The 16034-nt window shown below is 73.2% G+C and carries 11 protein-coding genes; 7 read left to right on the top strand and 4 right to left on the bottom strand.

The genetic code is table 11. The annotated features are described in order from the left end of the window. Window positions 1–113 precede the first annotated feature (113 nt). On the bottom strand, window positions 114–1589 hold the full coding sequence (locus ABZW10_RS28015; RefSeq protein ID WP_355370942.1) for an aminopeptidase P family protein: 1476 nt from the start codon (window positions 1587–1589) through the stop codon (window positions 114–116). A 232-nt stretch (window positions 1590–1821) separates the two neighbouring features. Between ABZW10_RS28015 and ABZW10_RS28010 the strand changes: the two genes are divergently transcribed. The 5 genes from ABZW10_RS28010 to ABZW10_RS27990 are packed head-to-tail and all read left to right on the top strand — an operon-like array spanning window position 1822 to window position 7526. Next, the gene (locus ABZW10_RS28010) at window positions 1822–3576 is read left to right on the top strand and encodes an ABC transporter substrate-binding protein (protein ID WP_355370939.1); all 1755 of its coding nucleotides are present in this window, start codon (window positions 1822–1824) and stop codon (window positions 3574–3576) included. A gap of 14 nt (window positions 3577–3590) precedes the next feature. Beyond that, window positions 3591–4550, top strand: a complete 960-nt coding sequence (locus tag ABZW10_RS28005) for an ABC transporter permease (protein ID WP_355370936.1) — start codon at window positions 3591–3593, stop codon at window positions 4548–4550. After that, window positions 4547–5533 (top strand): ABC transporter permease, encoded by a 987-nt coding sequence (locus tag ABZW10_RS28000; protein ID WP_355370934.1) that lies wholly within the window; start codon window positions 4547–4549, stop codon window positions 5531–5533. The genes ABZW10_RS28005 and ABZW10_RS28000 overlap by 4 nt, the downstream gene beginning before the upstream one ends. Further along, on the top strand, window positions 5533–6534 hold the full coding sequence (locus tag ABZW10_RS27995) for an ABC transporter ATP-binding protein (protein WP_355370932.1): 1002 nt from the start codon (window positions 5533–5535) through the stop codon (window positions 6532–6534). The genes ABZW10_RS28000 and ABZW10_RS27995 overlap by 1 nt, the downstream gene beginning before the upstream one ends. Next, window positions 6531–7526 carry an oligopeptide/dipeptide ABC transporter ATP-binding protein gene (locus ABZW10_RS27990; protein ID WP_355370930.1) on the top strand — a complete coding sequence of 332 codons (996 nt, stop codon included), beginning with the start codon at window positions 6531–6533 and terminating at the stop codon, window positions 7524–7526. The genes ABZW10_RS27995 and ABZW10_RS27990 overlap by 4 nt, the downstream gene beginning before the upstream one ends. A 348-nt stretch (window positions 7527–7874) precedes the next feature. On the opposite strand, the gene soxR is transcribed toward ABZW10_RS27990, so the two are convergent. Further along, window positions 7875–8381 carry a redox-sensitive transcriptional activator SoxR gene (soxR, locus tag ABZW10_RS27985; protein ID WP_355370927.1) on the bottom strand — a complete coding sequence of 169 codons (507 nt, stop codon included), beginning with the start codon at window positions 8379–8381 and terminating at the stop codon, window positions 7875–7877. A gap of 47 nt (window positions 8382–8428) precedes the next feature. Between soxR and ABZW10_RS27980 the strand changes: the two genes are divergently transcribed. Beyond that, window positions 8429–9895, top strand: a complete 1467-nt coding sequence (locus ABZW10_RS27980) for an MFS transporter (RefSeq protein ID WP_355370925.1) — start codon at window positions 8429–8431, stop codon at window positions 9893–9895. Window positions 9896–10026: 131 nt separating this feature from the next. Here ABZW10_RS27980 and ABZW10_RS27975 read toward each other — a convergent pair whose 3' ends face one another. Continuing rightward, window positions 10027–12405, bottom strand: a complete 2379-nt coding sequence (locus ABZW10_RS27975) for an immune inhibitor A domain-containing protein (RefSeq protein WP_355370922.1) — start codon at window positions 12403–12405, stop codon at window positions 10027–10029. A gap of 272 nt (window positions 12406–12677) precedes the next feature. Continuing rightward, on the bottom strand, window positions 12678–14756 hold the full coding sequence (locus ABZW10_RS27970; RefSeq protein ID WP_355370919.1) for a prolyl oligopeptidase family serine peptidase: 2079 nt from the start codon (window positions 14754–14756) through the stop codon (window positions 12678–12680). Between the two features lie 93 nt (window positions 14757–14849). On the opposite strand from ABZW10_RS27970, the gene ABZW10_RS27965 reads away from it, so the two are divergent. Next, entirely contained in the window at window positions 14850–16019 is a 1170-nt protein-coding gene (locus tag ABZW10_RS27965; RefSeq protein ID WP_355370916.1) for an aminotransferase class V-fold PLP-dependent enzyme, read from the top strand. The last annotated feature ends 15 nt before the right edge of the window (window positions 16020–16034 follow it).

Genomic DNA, 16034 nt, shown 5'->3' with positions numbered 1-16034 from the left:
TCGTGGGCTCCGCCGTTGGGGGGGGGGGGGGCGGCCGGGGGGCGGGGCTGTACACGGCGGGGGGGGGGGGGCCGGGGGGGGGGGGCGCCCGGCGGCCCGCTCGACCGCGGTGCTCAGCCGAGCAGGTCGGCCATCCAGGCCTCGATGGCCGGCACCGTGCGGGGCAGCGCGCCGGACATCAGGCGCGCGCCGTCGGCGGTGATGACGAGGTCGTCCTCGATCCGGATGCCGAGGCCGCGCAGTTCGGCCGGCAGCGTCTCGTCGTCGGGCTGGAGGTAGAGGCCGGGCTCGACGGTGAGCACGTGGCCCTCCTCCAGGACGCCGTCCAGGTACGTCTCGGCGCGGGCCTTGGCGCAGTCGTGGACGTCCAGGCCGAGCATGTGGCCGGTGCCGCAGAGCGTGTAGCGGCGGTAGAGGCCGCTGTCGTCGGCGAGCGCCTCCTCCGCGCTGACCGGCAGGATGCCCCAGTCGGCGAGGCCCTCGGCGATGACCCGGGCGGCCGCGCTGTGGAAGTCGCGGAAGCGGGCGCCGGGGCGCAGCGCGTCGATGCCGGCCTGCTGGGCGGCGAGCACCAGCTCGTAGGCCTGCCGCTGGACGGGGGTGAAGGTGCCGCTGAGCGGCAGGGTACGGGTGATGTCGGCGGTGTAGAGGGTGTCGGTCTCCACACCGGCGTCGAGCAGCAGCAGGGCGTTGGGGTCGAGGGCGCCGTCGTTGCGGATCCAGTGCAGGACGCAGGCGTGGGCGCCGGTGGCGGCGATGGTCTCGTAGCCGATGCCGTTGCCCTCGGCGCGGGCGCGCAGGTTGAACACGCCCTCGATCCAGCGCTCGCCGCGGTGGTGGCGCAGCGCGGTGGGCAGGGCGCGCACGACGTCCTCGAAGCCGAGCACGGTGTGGTCGACGGACAGCTGGAGCTGCTCGACCTCCCAGGTGTCCTTGACCAGCCGCAGCTCGGACAGCACGGCGGCGAACAGGCCGTCGCCCTGGACGAGCTCGGGGGCGCCGGGGCGGTTGGTGGCGCCGTCGAGCGCGGGGTCGACGCCGGTGAGGACGCGGGTGGCGGGCTGCGGGCCGGTGAGCAGCTTGTCCAGCTCGTCGAGGTGCTCGACGCGCACGCCGGTGAGCCGGGCGGCCTCGTCGAGGTCGGGGCGGCGGCCGACCCAGAACTCGCCGTAGCGGCGGTCGCGGAAGAACTCGGCGCCGCGCACCGGGTCGCCGCCGCGCGGGGAGCGCGGGCGCAGGTAGAGGACGGGCTCGTGGCCGTCGGGGCCGGTGGGCTCCAGGACGAGGACGTGGCCGACCTGGTCCTCGCCGGTGAGGCCGGTGAGCCAGGCGTAGGCGCTGTGCGGGCGGAAGCGGTAGTCGACGTCGTTGCTGCGGACCTTGAGCTGGCCGGCCGGGACGATCAGGCGCTCGCCGGGGAAGGCGGCGGACAGGCGGCTGCGGCGGCCGGGGGTCACGGCGTACCCGGGGACGCGGTCCTCGGCGGGGAGCGGCGTGGCCGCCCAGGAGGTGCCCATGAAGGCGTTGAGGGCGGCCGAGACGGGGAGGTCGTGGCTTCCGGTGTTGAGGCCGGTCTGACGGAGAGTCACCGGGTGGCTCCTAAGCGGATGGTGCGGATGAGGGGGAGGTGGGGGGCTGCACGGACACATCTCGGTAACGGGCGGCGTCACCTCTTGTGCAGTGCAATTTCACATTACTATGTTACGGGTCACACCGCGGAGCGGCTAGACCCCCTGAGGTCGCCCTCCACGGCTGGTCCCGGATCCACCCCCGGGGCGGACGACGGGCCTTCACGGCGGCCCCCCACTGCGGAGATCAGATATGAACAGGCGTACCCAGACCGCCATCGCGGCGGCCATCGCGGCGGCACTCTCCCTCGGTCTCGCGGCCTGCGGCGACAAGGACAAGAGCGACACCTCGGACGGCGGCACCGCCGCCTCCACCAAGGCCCCGGGTGCCGCGGCCGGCTCGGTCGTCGGCGGTACGCCGGTCAAGGGCGGCACCCTGCACGTCCTCACCAACCAGGACTTCGCGCACCTCGACCCGGCCCGCAACTGGGTGCTGCCGACCATGGACTTCGGTACCCGGCTGCTCTACCGCACCCTGGTCACCTTCAAGGCCGAGCCGGGCCCCGCCGGCAGCGAGATCGTCCCGGACCTCGCCACCGACGTCGGCCGCCCCTCCGACGGCGGCAAGACCTGGACCTTCACCCTGAAGGACGGCGTCAAGTACGAGGACGGCACCCCGATCAAGTCGGCCGACATCAAGTACAACGTCGAGCGCTCGTTCGCCGCGGACCTCACCGGTGGCCCCGACTACGCCGCGCAGTACCTGGCCGGCGGCGAGAACTACAAGGGCCCGCTGACCGGCGAGCACCTGCCGAGCATCGAGACGCCGGACGACAAGACCATCGTCTTCCACCTCAAGCGCCCGGTCGCCGAGTTCTCCTACACCGCGACGCTGCCCACCTTCGCGCCGGTCCCGCAGTCGCAGGAGAAGGGCACCCAGTACGACCAGCGGCCGTTCTCCTCCGGCCCGTACAAGATCGACACCTATGACCGCGGCAAGCAGCTGGTGCTGGTCCGCAACAGCAACTGGGACACCTCCACCGACACCGTCCGCAAGGCATACCCGGACAAGATCGTGGTCACCCAGGGCATCAAGGGCGGCCAGGCCGACGACCGGATCATCGCCAGCGACGGCGCCGACGCCAACGCGATCGAGATGCCGTGGATGCGCCCCGAGTCGGTGCCGAAGGTGCTGCCCAAGGAGGACGTCAAGTCCCGCATGATCGCCGAGGTGACCGGCTGTACCGACAGCCTCTACCTCAACACCGCCAAGGCGCCGTTCGACGACCCGAAGGTCCGCGAGGCGATGATGTGGGCGGTCGACCGCGAGGCCCAGGTCACCGCGTTCGGCGGCCCGACGATGGCCGACGTCGCCACCACCTTCCTGCCGCCGTCGCTGGCCGGCGGCGTCAAGGGCGACCCGCTGAAGGTCCCCGCCGCCGGTGACCCGGAGAAGGCGAAGGCGATGCTGAAGGAGGCCGGCAAGACCGACCTCAAGCTCCAGCTCACCGTCTCGCTCGGCGACAAGGTCCGCGCCGAGGCCATCCAGCAGTCGCTCTCCAAGGCCGGCATCCAGGTCACCGTCAACACGGTCGACCCGTCCGCCTTCGCCGACACCATCGGCGACATCAAGAACGCCCCCGAGCTGCTGATCCAGGGCTGGTGCCCGGACTACCCGTCCGGCTCGACCTTCGCCCCGTTCCTGTTCGACGGCCGGACGATCAAGGAGAAGGGCAACCAGGGCAACTACAGCCAGTTCAAGGACCAGGCCACGATGGACGAGATGGACCGCATCGCGGGCCTGACGGACGTCGCGGAGGCCAACAAGGCCTGGCAGAAGCTGGACGAGGACATCATGAAGAAGGCCCCGGCGGTCCCGCTGATGTGGGAGCGCCGCCCGCTCCTGGTCGGCACCAACGTGGCCGGCGCGTTCGGCAACTCCGGTTACGCCGGGATGCTCGACATGGCCGTCATCGGCCTCAAGGACCCCTCGAAGAACCAGGGCTGAGGGGCCGTCGCCAGATGAGTACTACCACTGAGCCCGCCGCCGCGCCCGTCGCGGCGGCGGGCCCCGCGAAGCCCTCCGGGCGCGGGCCCTGGCGGCTGGTCTGGGACCAGCTGTGGGCCAAGGGCTCGGCCCGGTTCGGGCTGATCACCGTCGCCCTCCTGATCCTGATGGCGGTGCTGGCCGGCCCGCTGAGCTCGCTCGGCGGCTGGTCCCCCGAGGAGTTCGACAAGCGCGCCGTGGACGCCTACCTGGGCGGTCTGCCCAAGGGCGACTTCGGCGGCATGGGGGCGCGGCACTGGTTCGGCGTCGAGCCGGTCACCGGCCGCGACCTCTTCGCCCGGGTCCTGCACGGCGGCCAGGTGTCGCTGCTGATCGCCTTCACCGCCACCGCCCTCGTCGTGATCGCCGGCACCCTGGCCGGCATCGCGGCCGGTTACTTCGGCGGCCGCGTCGACGGCGTGCTGTCCCGGCTGATGGACCTCACGATGTCCTTCCCGTCGCTGATCTTCATGATCGCGATGATGTCGGTGGCCAAGGACGTCAACCGCATCCTGCTGATGACCACGGTGATCGGCCTGTTCGGCTGGCCCGGCATCGCCCGCGTGGTCCGCGGCCAGACCCTGTCGCTCAAGCACCGCGAGTACGTCGAGGCGGCCAAGGTCGGCGGCGCCCGCTCCTGGCGCATCCTCACCCGGGAGATCCTGCCGAACGTCTCCGGCCCGATCATCGCGTACACCACGCTGCTGATCCCCGGCATGATCGCCACCGAGGCCGCGCTCTCCTACCTCGGTGTCGGCGTCCGCCCGCCGACGGCCTCCTGGGGCCAGATGATCGCCGAGTCGATCGTCCACTACGAGACCGACCCGACGTACTTCATGATCCCGACGGTCTTCCTCTTCATCGCCGTGCTCGCGTTCACGCTGCTCGGTGACGCGCTGCGCGACATCCTCGACCCGAAGGGGGGCCGGTCGTGATCCTGTACCTCGGCCGCCGGCTGATCGGCGTGGTCGGCATCCTGCTGGCCATCTGCGCCATCACCTTCACCATCTTCTACCTGCTGCCCAACGACCCGGCGGCGGCCGCCTGCGGCAAGACCTGCAGCCCCGACCGGCTCGCCGAGGTCAAGGCGGCGATGGGCCTGGACAAGCCGGTCTGGGAACAGTTCGGCGCCTACCTGGCCGGCATCGTGGCCGGCCGCGACTACGGCACCGGCCCCAGCGCCGCCCACTGCGGCTTCCCCTGCCTCGGCTACTCCTACGAGTACTCGCTGCCGGTCTGGGACCTGCTCGTCGACCGCCTGCCGGTCTCCGTCTCGCTCGCCCTCGGCGCGGCGGTGCTCTGGCTGGTCCTCGGCCTCGGCGCCGGCGTCTCCTCGGCGCTGCGCAAGGGCAAGCCGACCGACAAGATCCTGATGGTGCTCTCGGTCGGCACCGCCTCGCTGCCCGTCTACTTCACCTCGATCATGCTGATCTGGGGCGTCGTGCGCAGCGCGGGCCTGCTGCCCTACCCCTCGTACCACAAGTTCACCGACAACCCGCTCGAGTGGGGCTCCAACCTGCTGCTGCCCTGGATCGCGCTGGCCCTGCTGTACGCGGCCCAGTACGCGCGGCAGAGCCGCAACTCGATGATCGAGGCGATGTCCGAGCCGTACATCCGCACCGCCCGCGCCAAGGGCATGCCGTCCCGCACGGTCACCGTCAAGCACGGGCTGCGCTCCGGCATGACGCCGATCCTCACCATCTTCGGCATGGACCTCGGCGGCCTGCTCGCCGGCGCCGTCATCACCGAGTCCATCTTCGGTCTGCCCGGCATCGGACGCCTCTTCTACGACGGGCTGCTCCGCTCCGACCAGCCCGTCATCCTCGGCGTCACGCTGCTCGCGGCCTTCTTCATCGTGGTCGCGAACCTGCTGGTCGACGTGCTCTACGCATTCGTCGACCCGAGAGTGAGGTACTGATGACCGCCCTTCTGGAGGTCGAAGACCTCAAGGTCTCCTTCAACACCCCGCGCGGCATCGTCCGGGCCGTGGACGGCATCAACTTCACCGTCGAGGCCGGGAAGACCCTCGGCCTGGTCGGGGAGTCCGGCAGCGGAAAGTCCGTCACCTCGCTCGCCGTCATGGGCCTGCACCGCGGTGCCGAGGTCGGCGGCTCGATCCGGCTGCACGGCCAGGAGCTCAACGGCCTCAGCGAGAAGGCCCTCGGCGCTGTCCGGGGCCGGCGGATCGCGATGATCTTCCAGGACCCGCTGTCCAGCCTGCACCCCTTCTACACCGTCGGGGAGCAGATCGCCGAGCACTACCGGGTGCACTTCAAGGCCTCCCGCAAGGCCGGCCGCCAGCGTGCGATCGAGATGCTCGCCGAGGTGGGCATCCCCGAGCCGGCCCGCCGGGTCGACGAGTACCCGCACCAGTTCTCCGGCGGCATGCGCCAGCGCGTGATGATCGCGATGGGGCTCGCCTGCGAACCCGAACTGCTGATCGCCGACGAGCCGACCACGGCGCTCGACGTCACCGTCCAGGCCCAGATCCTCGATCTGATCGCCAAGATCCAGCAGGAGCGCGGCCTCGGCGTCGTGATGATCACCCACGACCTGGGCGTGGTCGCCCGGGTCGCCCACGAGGTGCTCGTCATGTACGGCGGCCGCGCCGCCGAACAGGCGACCGTGGACCGGCTGTTCGCCGACCCGGCGCACCCCTACACCCGAGGGCTGCTCGACTCGCTGCCCCGCCTGGACGACACCGACGACGCCCCGCTGCGGGCCATCCCCGGCAGCCCGCCGTCGCTGATCGCCCCCGCCCCCGGCTGCTCCTTCGCTCCGCGCTGCGCCCGCACCACCGCCGCCACCGCCGAGGAACACGCCCGCTGCCTGTCCGAGCGCCCGCAGTTCGGTCCGCTCTCGCCCGGCCACCAGGCCGCCTGCCACCTGCCGCTGGTGCCGGAAGGAGCCCTGGGATGACCGCGACGACCGATTCGGCCCAGCCCCTGCTGTCCGTCCGGGACCTGGTGAAGACCTTCCCCGGACGCCGTTCGCGCACCGGCAAGGCCGGCGCCCCGATCCGCGCGGTGGACGGGGTGAGCTTCGACGTCGGCGCCGGCGAGACCCTCGGCCTGGTCGGCGAGTCCGGTTGCGGGAAGTCCACCACCGGGCGCATGATCGTCCGGCTGAGCGACCCGACCTCCGGAACCGTCACCTTCGACGGCACCGAGATCGGCGGCCTGAGCCAGGCCCAGCTGCGCCCGCACCGCAAGCACCTGCAGATGGTGTTCCAGGACCCGTACTCCTCGCTCAACCCCCGCCAGACGGTGGCCCGGATCATCTCCGAGCCGCTGCTGGTCCAGGGCACCGGCGCGGCCGACGCCCGCAAGCGGGCCGCCGAGCTGATGGAGCTGGTCGGCCTCATCCCCGAGCACCTGGACCGCTACCCGCACGAGTTCTCCGGCGGCCAGGCCCAGCGCATCGGCATCGCCCGCTCGCTGGCCACCTCGCCCCGGCTGGTGGTCGCCGACGAGCCGGTCTCCGCGCTGGACGTCTCCATCCAGGCCCAGGTGGTCAACCTGATGGAGCGGCTCCAGGACGAGCTCGGGCTGGCGTACATCTTCATCGCGCACGACCTCTCGGTGGTCAAGCGGGTCTGCGACCGGGTCGCGGTGATGTACCTCGGCCGGATCGTCGAGATCGGCGACAAGCACCAGGTGTACGGCAACCCCGCGCACCCGTACACCAAGGCGCTGCTCTCCGCGGTGCCGCTGCCGGACCCGGCGGCGGAACGGGAGCGCGAGCGGATCGTGCTGCTCGGCGACCCGCCGAGCCCGGCCGACCCGCCGTCCGGGTGCAGCTTCCACCCGCGCTGCCCGAAGGCCCAGGAGATCTGCCGCACCGAGCGTCCGCTGCTGCAGATCGCCGGTCCGGGCGGCCGTGAGGCGGCCTGCCACTTCCCGGAGAACTGAGCCGGGGCACGGTCTCGCGGCCGCGAGCGCCCGCCGATGGGCGCGCTCCCGGCCGCGGTTCGACCGCCGTACCGTCCGGCCACCCCCACGACGGGCGGTACGGCACCACCCGCGTGCGGAGCACCGTCTCCGCGCGCCCCACAGAACGCCCGGTCGGGCGCGGCGGGGAGCCTGATGAGGGCCGCGTCCGACCGGGTCCACCCGGCCACCTCCTGTGGCCGGGTGCGCCGGGCCTGCCGGACCGACCTGGGTCGTCGGTTCCGGCGGGCCCTTCGGCGTTCGCGGGCCCGGTGTTCAGGGCCCCGGCGTCCACGGCTTCGGCGTCCACGGCCCCCGGTGCCCACGGCCTCAGCCGGGGGCGGGGCCGGACTCCTCGGAGGGCAGCCGGCGCGGGCCGGGCCCGTCGGCGGCGAGCGCGTCCCGCGGGTTGAGCACCCGGCAGCGGCGCAGCGAGAGGCAGCCGCAGCCGATGCAGCCGGTCAGTTCGCTCTCCAGCCGCTCGATCTCCCGGCGCCGGGCCGCGAGCAGCGCCGCCCAGCGGCGCGAGATCCGCTCCCAGTCCCGCTTGTCCGGCATCCGGTCGGCGGGCAGCCCGGCGAACACCTCGGCCACCTCGGCCAGCGGGATGCCGAGCCGCTTGGCGACCAGGATCAGCGAGAGCCGGCGCAGCACGTGCCGGTGGTAGCGGCGCTGGTTGCCGGAGGTCCGTTCGGAGGCGATCAGCCCCTGGTCCTCGTAGAACCGCACGGCGGAGGCGGCCACACCGGCCCGCCGGGCGACCTCGCCGACGGTCAGCAGATCGGCCGGGCGGGGTCGGGGCTCCGGGCCCCCCGGGAGGTCCGCGGCGCCGTCCATGAGCCTCCTTGACTTCAAGTTCTCTTGAGCTACTAGCGTACCGAAGCGTGACCGAATCCTCGCCCGCCCAGACCGCCTCCACCCCCTCCGACCAGGGACGTCACCCTCCGGACACGGGGCCGCCGGCCTCCTCCGGCGGCTGGGGCGAACTGTTCTCCCGGCAGTTCGCCGCCCAGGCCTCGATCCTCGCCGGCGGTGTCGCCCTGTACGCGATGAACCTCTACTTCACCGCCGCCCTGCTGCCCTCGATCGTCGAGGACATCGGCGGTGCCCGCTACTACGCGTGGGTGGCGACCGGCTTCCTGATCTCCGCGGTGATCTCCGCGATGCTGGTCAGCCGGCTGCTGGCCCGGCTCGGGCCCTCGCGCGCCTATCTGGCCGGGTTCCTGGTGTTCGCCGGCGGCGCCGGGCTGACCGCGGCCAGTCCGTCGATCGAGGTGCTGATCGCCGGCCGGGTCGTCCAGGGCCTGGGCGGCGGGCTGATGGCCGGCCTCGGTTACGCGGTGATCCGCACCGCGCTGCCGGAGCGGCTGTGGACCAGGGCGGCCGGGCTGGTGTCGGCGATGTGGGGCGTCGGCACGCTGGTCGGCCCCTCGCTGGGCGGCCTCTTCGCCGAACTGGGCCTGTGGCGCGGGGCCTATCTGCTGCTGCTGGCGGCGGCCGTGGTGCTGGCGGTGCTGGCCCGGCGCTCGCTGCCCGGGCCGTCCGGGCCGGGGCGGGCGACCGAGCCGCTGCCGCTGGCCTCGCTGCTGCTGCTGACCCTGGCGGCGGCCACCTTCAGCATCAGTTCGACCGTGCCGCGCGGCTGGGCGACCGTGCTCTGCATCGTGCTGGGCCTGGCGCTGCTGGCCGGCTTCGTGCTGGCCGAGCGCGGCGGCGCGGCGACCGTCCTGCCGAAGCACACCTACCGGCGCGGCAACCACCTGAAGTGGATCTACCTGACCGTCGCGGTGTACTGCACGGGTGTGATGACCGAGACCTTCATCCCGCTGTTCGGCCAGGAGCTGGGCGGGCTGAGCCCGCTGGCGGCCGGGTTCCTGGGGGCGACGGTGTCGGTGGGCTGGACGTCCGCGCAGCTGTTCAGCGTCAACATGGGCTCGGAGCGGGCCCGGGAGCTGGCGATCCGGTGCGGCCCGGCGGTGCTGACGGCGGGCCTGCTGGCGTACGGCCTGCTGCAGACGGGCTCGGCCTCCGGCGGGCGGGTGCTGCTGTGGGCGCTGGTGCTGGTCGCGGGCGGGACGGGCATCGGCATCGCCTTCCCGCACCTGAGCGTCACGGCGATGCGCAGCACGGACGACGAGGCGGAGGGCGCCAAGGCGGCGGCCGGCCTCAACACCACCCAGCTGATCGCCTTCTCGGTGAGCTCGGCGCTGGCCGGGACGCTGGTGAGCATCGGCGGGGACTCCACGCTGGACGGCGCCCGGTACATGGTGTTCGGGCTCGGCGCGCTGACCGTGTTCGGCACCGTCACGGCCGCGATGAGCCTGCGGCGGGGGCGTGCGGAGGCGCGCTGAGCGGCAAGCGCGGCCGCCCCGGCCCTCCGTGGGGGAGGACCGGGGCGGCCGTTTCTTCCGTGGTACCTGTCTTCCACGGGAGACCCGGTGCTCAGGACACCGGGGGTACTGGGTGCGTCAGAACGCGCGGGTCAGGAGGCCGGGCCCACCCGGACGGTGGTGATCCGCCCGCCCTGGGCCTCGCGGACGACCTCGATCTTGGTGTTGGTGTCCGGGACGTTCACCGCGAGCTGCGGGGTGGCCGGGTCCCGGTAGACGCCGCTGTGGTCGTTGAAGACCGGGACGGCGGGCTTGGACTCGATCCGCACCGGGACGCCCGCCTTGTGCAGGGTGAACGCGGTGGTCGGCTTGAGCGAGAAGGTCGCGTCGTAGGTCTGCGCCCGGCCGTTGACCAGGGTGCCGTCGGCGAAGCGGACCGGCGTCGGACGGGCGTCGATCGGCAGGATCTGGCCGCCGCCCAGGTGGTCCTTGGTGTTGTTGTCGCCGTAGGCGGTGTCCCAGAGCCAGATGAGCACGCCCTCCTGGTAGGGGTAGTTGTCGACGATGTCCTTCTTGCCGTCGACGCCGGAGTAGCCGAAGTTGTACGGCCCGGTCTTCAGGAACTCGCCGTAGCCGGTGTAGCGGCGGTTCTCCACCAGGTAGGCGCGCGGGTGCTGCTGGACGAAGGTGCGGCCGGTGACGATGGTGAAGCCGGTGCTGACCCAGCCGGCCGTGCCGTTCTCGGCGCCGTCGGCGAACAGCTCGGTGCCGCCGGCGGTGATCTTCACCGCGTCGACCAGGACGCCCTTGCCGTGGGTGTTGCCGTCCGAGGTGACGTGGAAGCGCAGCCGGACGTTCTTCCCGGCGTAGCCGTCCAGCGGGATGTGCAGCTGCCGGTAGGCGCCGGACGTGCCGCTCAGGCCGGGGACGTTGGCGCTGGTGCTGCCGATCGGGGCGCCGTCCACGGTGCCGGGCAGGGCCGTCCAGCGCTGGCCGCCGTCGGTGGAGGCCTCGACGGTCAGGAAGTCGTAGTCCTGCTCGATGTCGTACCAGACGGCGGCGTCGAGCGCGGCCGGGCCGGTGACCGCGGTGAGGTCGACGTCGCGGGCCAGCGCGTTGTCCAGGTTGTCACCGGTCTGGCTCCACCACTGCTTTCCGCCCTCGCGCGGGTCGGCGAGGTCGGTGCTGGTGGTGCTGTCCGGCAGGTGGACCAGGACGGCCTGCGCCTGGTCGGTGTTGTAGCCGCTGACGCCGAGGGCGTGGCTGGAGCGGGTGGCGGCCTGCGCCTCGTCGTAGTTGAGCCAGCCGAACTGGAGCTTGCTCCAGGCGTCGAGGTCACCGGGGTAGGCGCCGGTGGTGTTGCGGCCCTTGCCGAGGTAGGAGCCGGAGGACATCAGCGACCAGAAGTTGACGCTGTTGTCGCCGCCGGTGGTGCTGTAGAGGTCGGGCAGACCGAGGTTGTGGCCGAACTCGTGGGCGAACAGGCCGACGCCGCTGTTCTCGCCCGCCTGGACGTAGTCGTAGACGTACAGGCCGGTGTCGCCGACCGGTGCGCCGCCGATCTTGTTGCCCTCCGGGCCGGTCTGGCCGGTCGGGTCCGGGAAGGTCCAGCTGCGGTGCGCCCACAGTGCGTCGCCGCCCTGGGCGCCGCCGCCCCAGGTCTCGTCGACGCCCGCGTGCACCACGATGACGTTGTCGAGGTAGCCGTCGGGCTGGGCGAACTCGCCGTTCTTGTCGTGGTCGTAGCGGTCGTAGACGTCGTACTGGGCCAGCTCGGCCTTGACGTCGGCGGCCGTGCGGCCCTTGGCGATCTCGCCGTCGTACCAGGCCTTGACGGCGTCCCGGATGAACTCCTGGCCCTGGGTCCAGGCGCCGGAGCCCTGCGGGCCCTTGTTGGAGCCGTAGCGGGCCTCGTTCCACGGCACGGTGACCCAGTCGCTGACGGTGCCCTCGACGTCGTAGCGGCCGGAGGACTGGGTGCGGTAGTAGTTGCGCATCGAGACCGCGCCGGGCGTGTCGTCGAAGAACATCTTCTGGTAGTACTGCCGGTTGAAGTCCTGGCTCCAGAGCGTGTGGTTGTCGCCCTTGCCCGGCTTGGGGATGCTGTTGTGCTGCGGCCCGGGCGTGCCCGCGTAGCGCGGCTGGCCGTTGTAGAGGGTGGAGTTGTCCACCTGGTCGCCGAACTGGGCGAGGATGACGAAGACCTTGTCCTTGCGCTGCTGCGCGAGCTGGACGTAGTCGTTGCCGACCCGCACCTTGGCGGGCGCCCGGCGGTCGGTGGTCTTCGCCACGGCGCCCTTGTTGACCTGCTCCAGCGCCTTGGTGCGCAGCGACTGGCGCTCGCGCTCCTGCGGGGCGAGCGGGGCGGGCGGGGCTTCGAGGCCGCCGGCCTCGGCGCCCGTGCCGCTCTCGGCGGTGAGGGCGGGCGTGGGGGAGGGGGTGGCGGCCTGGGCGGTGGTGGACCCGAGGAGGGTCGCCGCTATCGCGCTCGTGGTGAGCGCGGCCGCGAACGCCGCGGACAGTCTGCGCAACTGACCGGTCCTTTCCGGACGGGGGTGGTCGGGTGAGCGCAGGTAATATTTCACATGTCATGGGTCACACGGAAGGGCTTCGGGCGAGCCCTCGGTGCGCGGACGCGAGAGCGCCGCACGGCCCGGACGGGGGCCGTGCGGCGCTCGGGGGCCGTGGAGGGTCGGCCGGTCGTGTGCTCCGGTGCGACGCCGACCGGCGCCGGCACGCCGGACAGCAGCCCCGGGGCAGTTCCGGCGCCCGCCCCGGGGCTGCTTCGGCACGCGGCCGCGGATCAGCCCAGGGAGGCCCGCAGGAAGGCGAGTTCGGCCTGCGCCAGCTGCTCGTTCACGCCGCCCGGGGTCATGTGGGTGACGCCGGGCAGGGCCAGCAGGCTGTGCGGGCGGCCGGCCCGGGTGAGCGCCTGGGAGAGCAGCAGGGTGTGCGAGGGGTGCACGTTGTCGTCGGCCAGGCCGTGGATCAGCAGCAGCGGACGGGTCAGTGACGGTGCGTCGTCCACCAGGCAGTCGGCCGCGTAGCCCTCCGGGTTCTCCTGGGGCAGGCCGAGGTAGCGCTCGGTGTACGCGGTGTCGTAGAGCCGGAAGTCGGTGGGCGGGGCGCCCGCGCAGGCCGCGTGGAAGACGTCCGGGCGGCGCAGCACGGCCATCGCCGCGAAGTAGCCGCCGTAGGACCAGCCGCGCACGCCGACCCGGCCGAGGTCGAGGTCGGGGTGCTCGGCGCCGAGCGCGAGCAGCGCGTCCACCTGGTCCTCCAGCGCGACCTCGGAGAACCGGCGGAAGATCGTCCGGGAGAAGTCGGGGGAGACGAACGGGGTGCCGCCGTTGTCGACGGTGACCACCGCGAAGCCCTGATCGGCCCACCACTGCTTGAGCTGCCAGCGGCGCGGCTCGTTGGCCACCGCCTGGTAGCCGGGGCCGCCGTAGACGTCGAGCAGGACCGGCAGCTGCCGGCCGGCGACGTGTCCGCGCGGGTAGACCACGGCACTGGGCAGCGCGCGCGCGGTGACCCGGGCCAGCCGCGGCCGCACCCGGTAGGGCAGCGCGGCGGCGCGGTCCGTCAGGGCGGTCACGCCCTGCGGGGTGAGGGCCTCGCGGCGCACGCCGTCCTGGTCGGCCGAGGTGAGCAGCAGGGTGTCGCCGGCGGCCAGCGCGCTGTGCACGCCGGGGCCCTCGGAGATCCGCTCGGGGGCGCCGCCGTCGGGGTCGACGAGGTGGACGTGCTGGTCGAACGGGTCGCCCTCGCCGGTCTCGCAGAGCAGCTTGCCGCGCAGCCGGCCGACCACCCGGCGGATCTGCAGGCCGTCGGTGTCCAGCGGCTTGCCGTCCAGGGCCAGGCCGCGGGTGCCGGGGGTGTCGTGGACGGTGAGCAGCCGGCCGTCGTCCAGCCGGGCGGGGGTGCCGGGCAGGTCGTCGACCCAGAACTCGTCGGTGGTGCGGGAGAGTTCGACGGTGTTGCCGGTGGCCGGGTCGGCGCTCAGCAGCAGCACGTTCTGCTGCAGCCGGTCGGCGACGGTGAGCAGCAGCTCGTCGTCGCCGGCCCATTCGGCGGCGCACAGGTAGGGGAAGGCGACGGTGTCCCAGTCGAGTTCGACCCGGGTGCCGTCCAGGCCGAGCACCCAGAGCCGGACGTCGGCGTTGGCGCCGCCGGCCTGCGGGTAGGCGAACTGCTCGGGGGCCTGCTCGGGGTGGGCCGGGTCGGCGAAGTGGCGCGGCGGGACGGCGGACTCGTCCACCCGGGCGGCGAGCACGGCGGTGCCGTCCGGGCGCCACCAGTGGCCGCGGTGGCGGCCCAGCTCCTCGGCGGCGGCGAACTCGGCGACGCCCCAGCGGGCGCCGTCGTCCGGGCTCAGCCGCTGGCGGCCGGGCACGTCGGCCGAGGCGACGTAGAGCGCGTCGTCGGCGACGTAGGCGACGAGCTCGCCGGTCGCGTTCGGGCGGGGGTCGAAGGCCGGGCCGGCGGTGGGGAGCTCGGTGGTGCGGCCGGTGGCGGTCTCGGTGCGGAAGAGCCGGCCGTCCAGGGCGAACACGGCGACGGCGAGGTCGGGGGTGGCGGCGTAGGTGCCGATGCCGGCCGCGGTGAGCCGGCTGCGCTCGCGCAGCCGTCGCTCGACGGGCGGAAGGTCGGAGGTGGCGCCGGTGCGGCCGGGGGCGAGGGCGGTGGGGTCGGCGACCTCGCGCTCCTCGCCGGTGGCGAGGTCGAGGAGGTGGAGCCGGTCGAACGCGTCCTCGGGGCCACTGGAGCGCAGCAGCAGCAGGCGGGTACCGTCCTGGTTGAGCGAGATCGCTCGCGGGGCACCGAAGCTGAAGCGGCCGGTCCGGGCGCTGAGGGAGAGGTAGGAGTCGGTGATGGTCACCGCCCGATGGTCGCCGCGGGACCGGCTCGCCGACCAGTGGAACGACATGTGAAATGTCACACATCACGTGATCCAGGTAACAGGAGGAACGCAGTGACCGAGACCCCGCAGGCCGTCGCACCCCCCGAGCCACTGCCCGGAACCGAGGCGCTGTTCTCGCTGGACCCGGCGGTGATCCACCTCAACCACGGCTCCTTCGGCGCCCTCCCCGTCCCGGTCCAGGACCTCCAGCGCCGGCTGCACCGGGAGCAGGAGGCCGACCCGGACGGCTTCTTCGCCGACCTGCCCGAGCGGGTCGGCGCCGCCCGCGCCCGGATCGCCGCCGCCCTCGGCACCGAGCCCGAGCTGCTCGCCCTGGTGCCCAACGTCACCGACGCGATCGCCGTCACCCTGGCCAACGTGCCGCTCGCCGCCGGGGACCACGTCCTGGTCACCGACCACGGCTACGGCACCGTCACCGAAGCCGTCCGCCGGCGCGCCGAGGACGCCGGGGCCGAGCTGCGCACCGTGCGGCTGCCGCTGGACCTGCCCGACGGGGACGCGGTGCGCGAGGCGGTGCTGGCCGCGGTGACCGACCGCACCGCGCTCGCCGTCCTGGACGGCATCACCTCGCCGACCGCCCGCCGGATCGCCACCCCCGACCTGCTGCGCGCCCTGCGCGGGCGCGGCGTGACCACCGTGGTGGACGCCGCGCACGAGCCCGGCATGCTGGCGGGCCCGGTCCCGGCGGAGGCCGACTTCTGGTTCGGCAACCTGCACAAGTGGGCCTTCGCCCCGCGGGCCACCGGCGTCCTGGTGGTCCGCCCGGAGTGGGCCGGCAAGATCCGCCCGCTGATCCTCTCCTGGGAGGACCACCAGGGCTACCCGGCCTCCGTCGAGTGGCGCGGCACCCTGGACTACACGCCCTACCTGGCCGCCCCGGCGGGTCTGGACGTACTGGAGGCCTTCGGCCCGGGAGCGGTGCGCGCGCACAACGAGCAGCTGGTCGGGTACGGCGCCGCGCTGGTCGCCGCTCGCACCGGGCTGGCGCCGCTGCCGTCCTCGGCGGGGCTGTCGATGCGCGCGCTGCGGCTGCCGCCCGGGGTCGCCGAGACGCTGCCGCAGGCGCAGGAGCTGATGGCCGCGATGTGGCGCCGGCACGCCGTGCGGACGGTGGCGCGCCCCTGGCCGGGCGGCGGGGTGCTGCGGCTGTGCGGGCAGCTGTACAACCGGGCGCCGGAGTACGGGGTGCTGGCGGACGGGCTGGCCGGGCTGCTCGGGTAGCCCGGCGCCGGGCGC

Source organism: Kitasatospora sp. NPDC004723 (assembly GCF_040609255.1).
Taxonomy (GTDB): Bacteria; Actinomycetota; Actinomycetes; order Streptomycetales; family Streptomycetaceae; genus Kitasatospora.
This window is presented reverse-complemented; position numbering and strand designations above follow the sequence as displayed.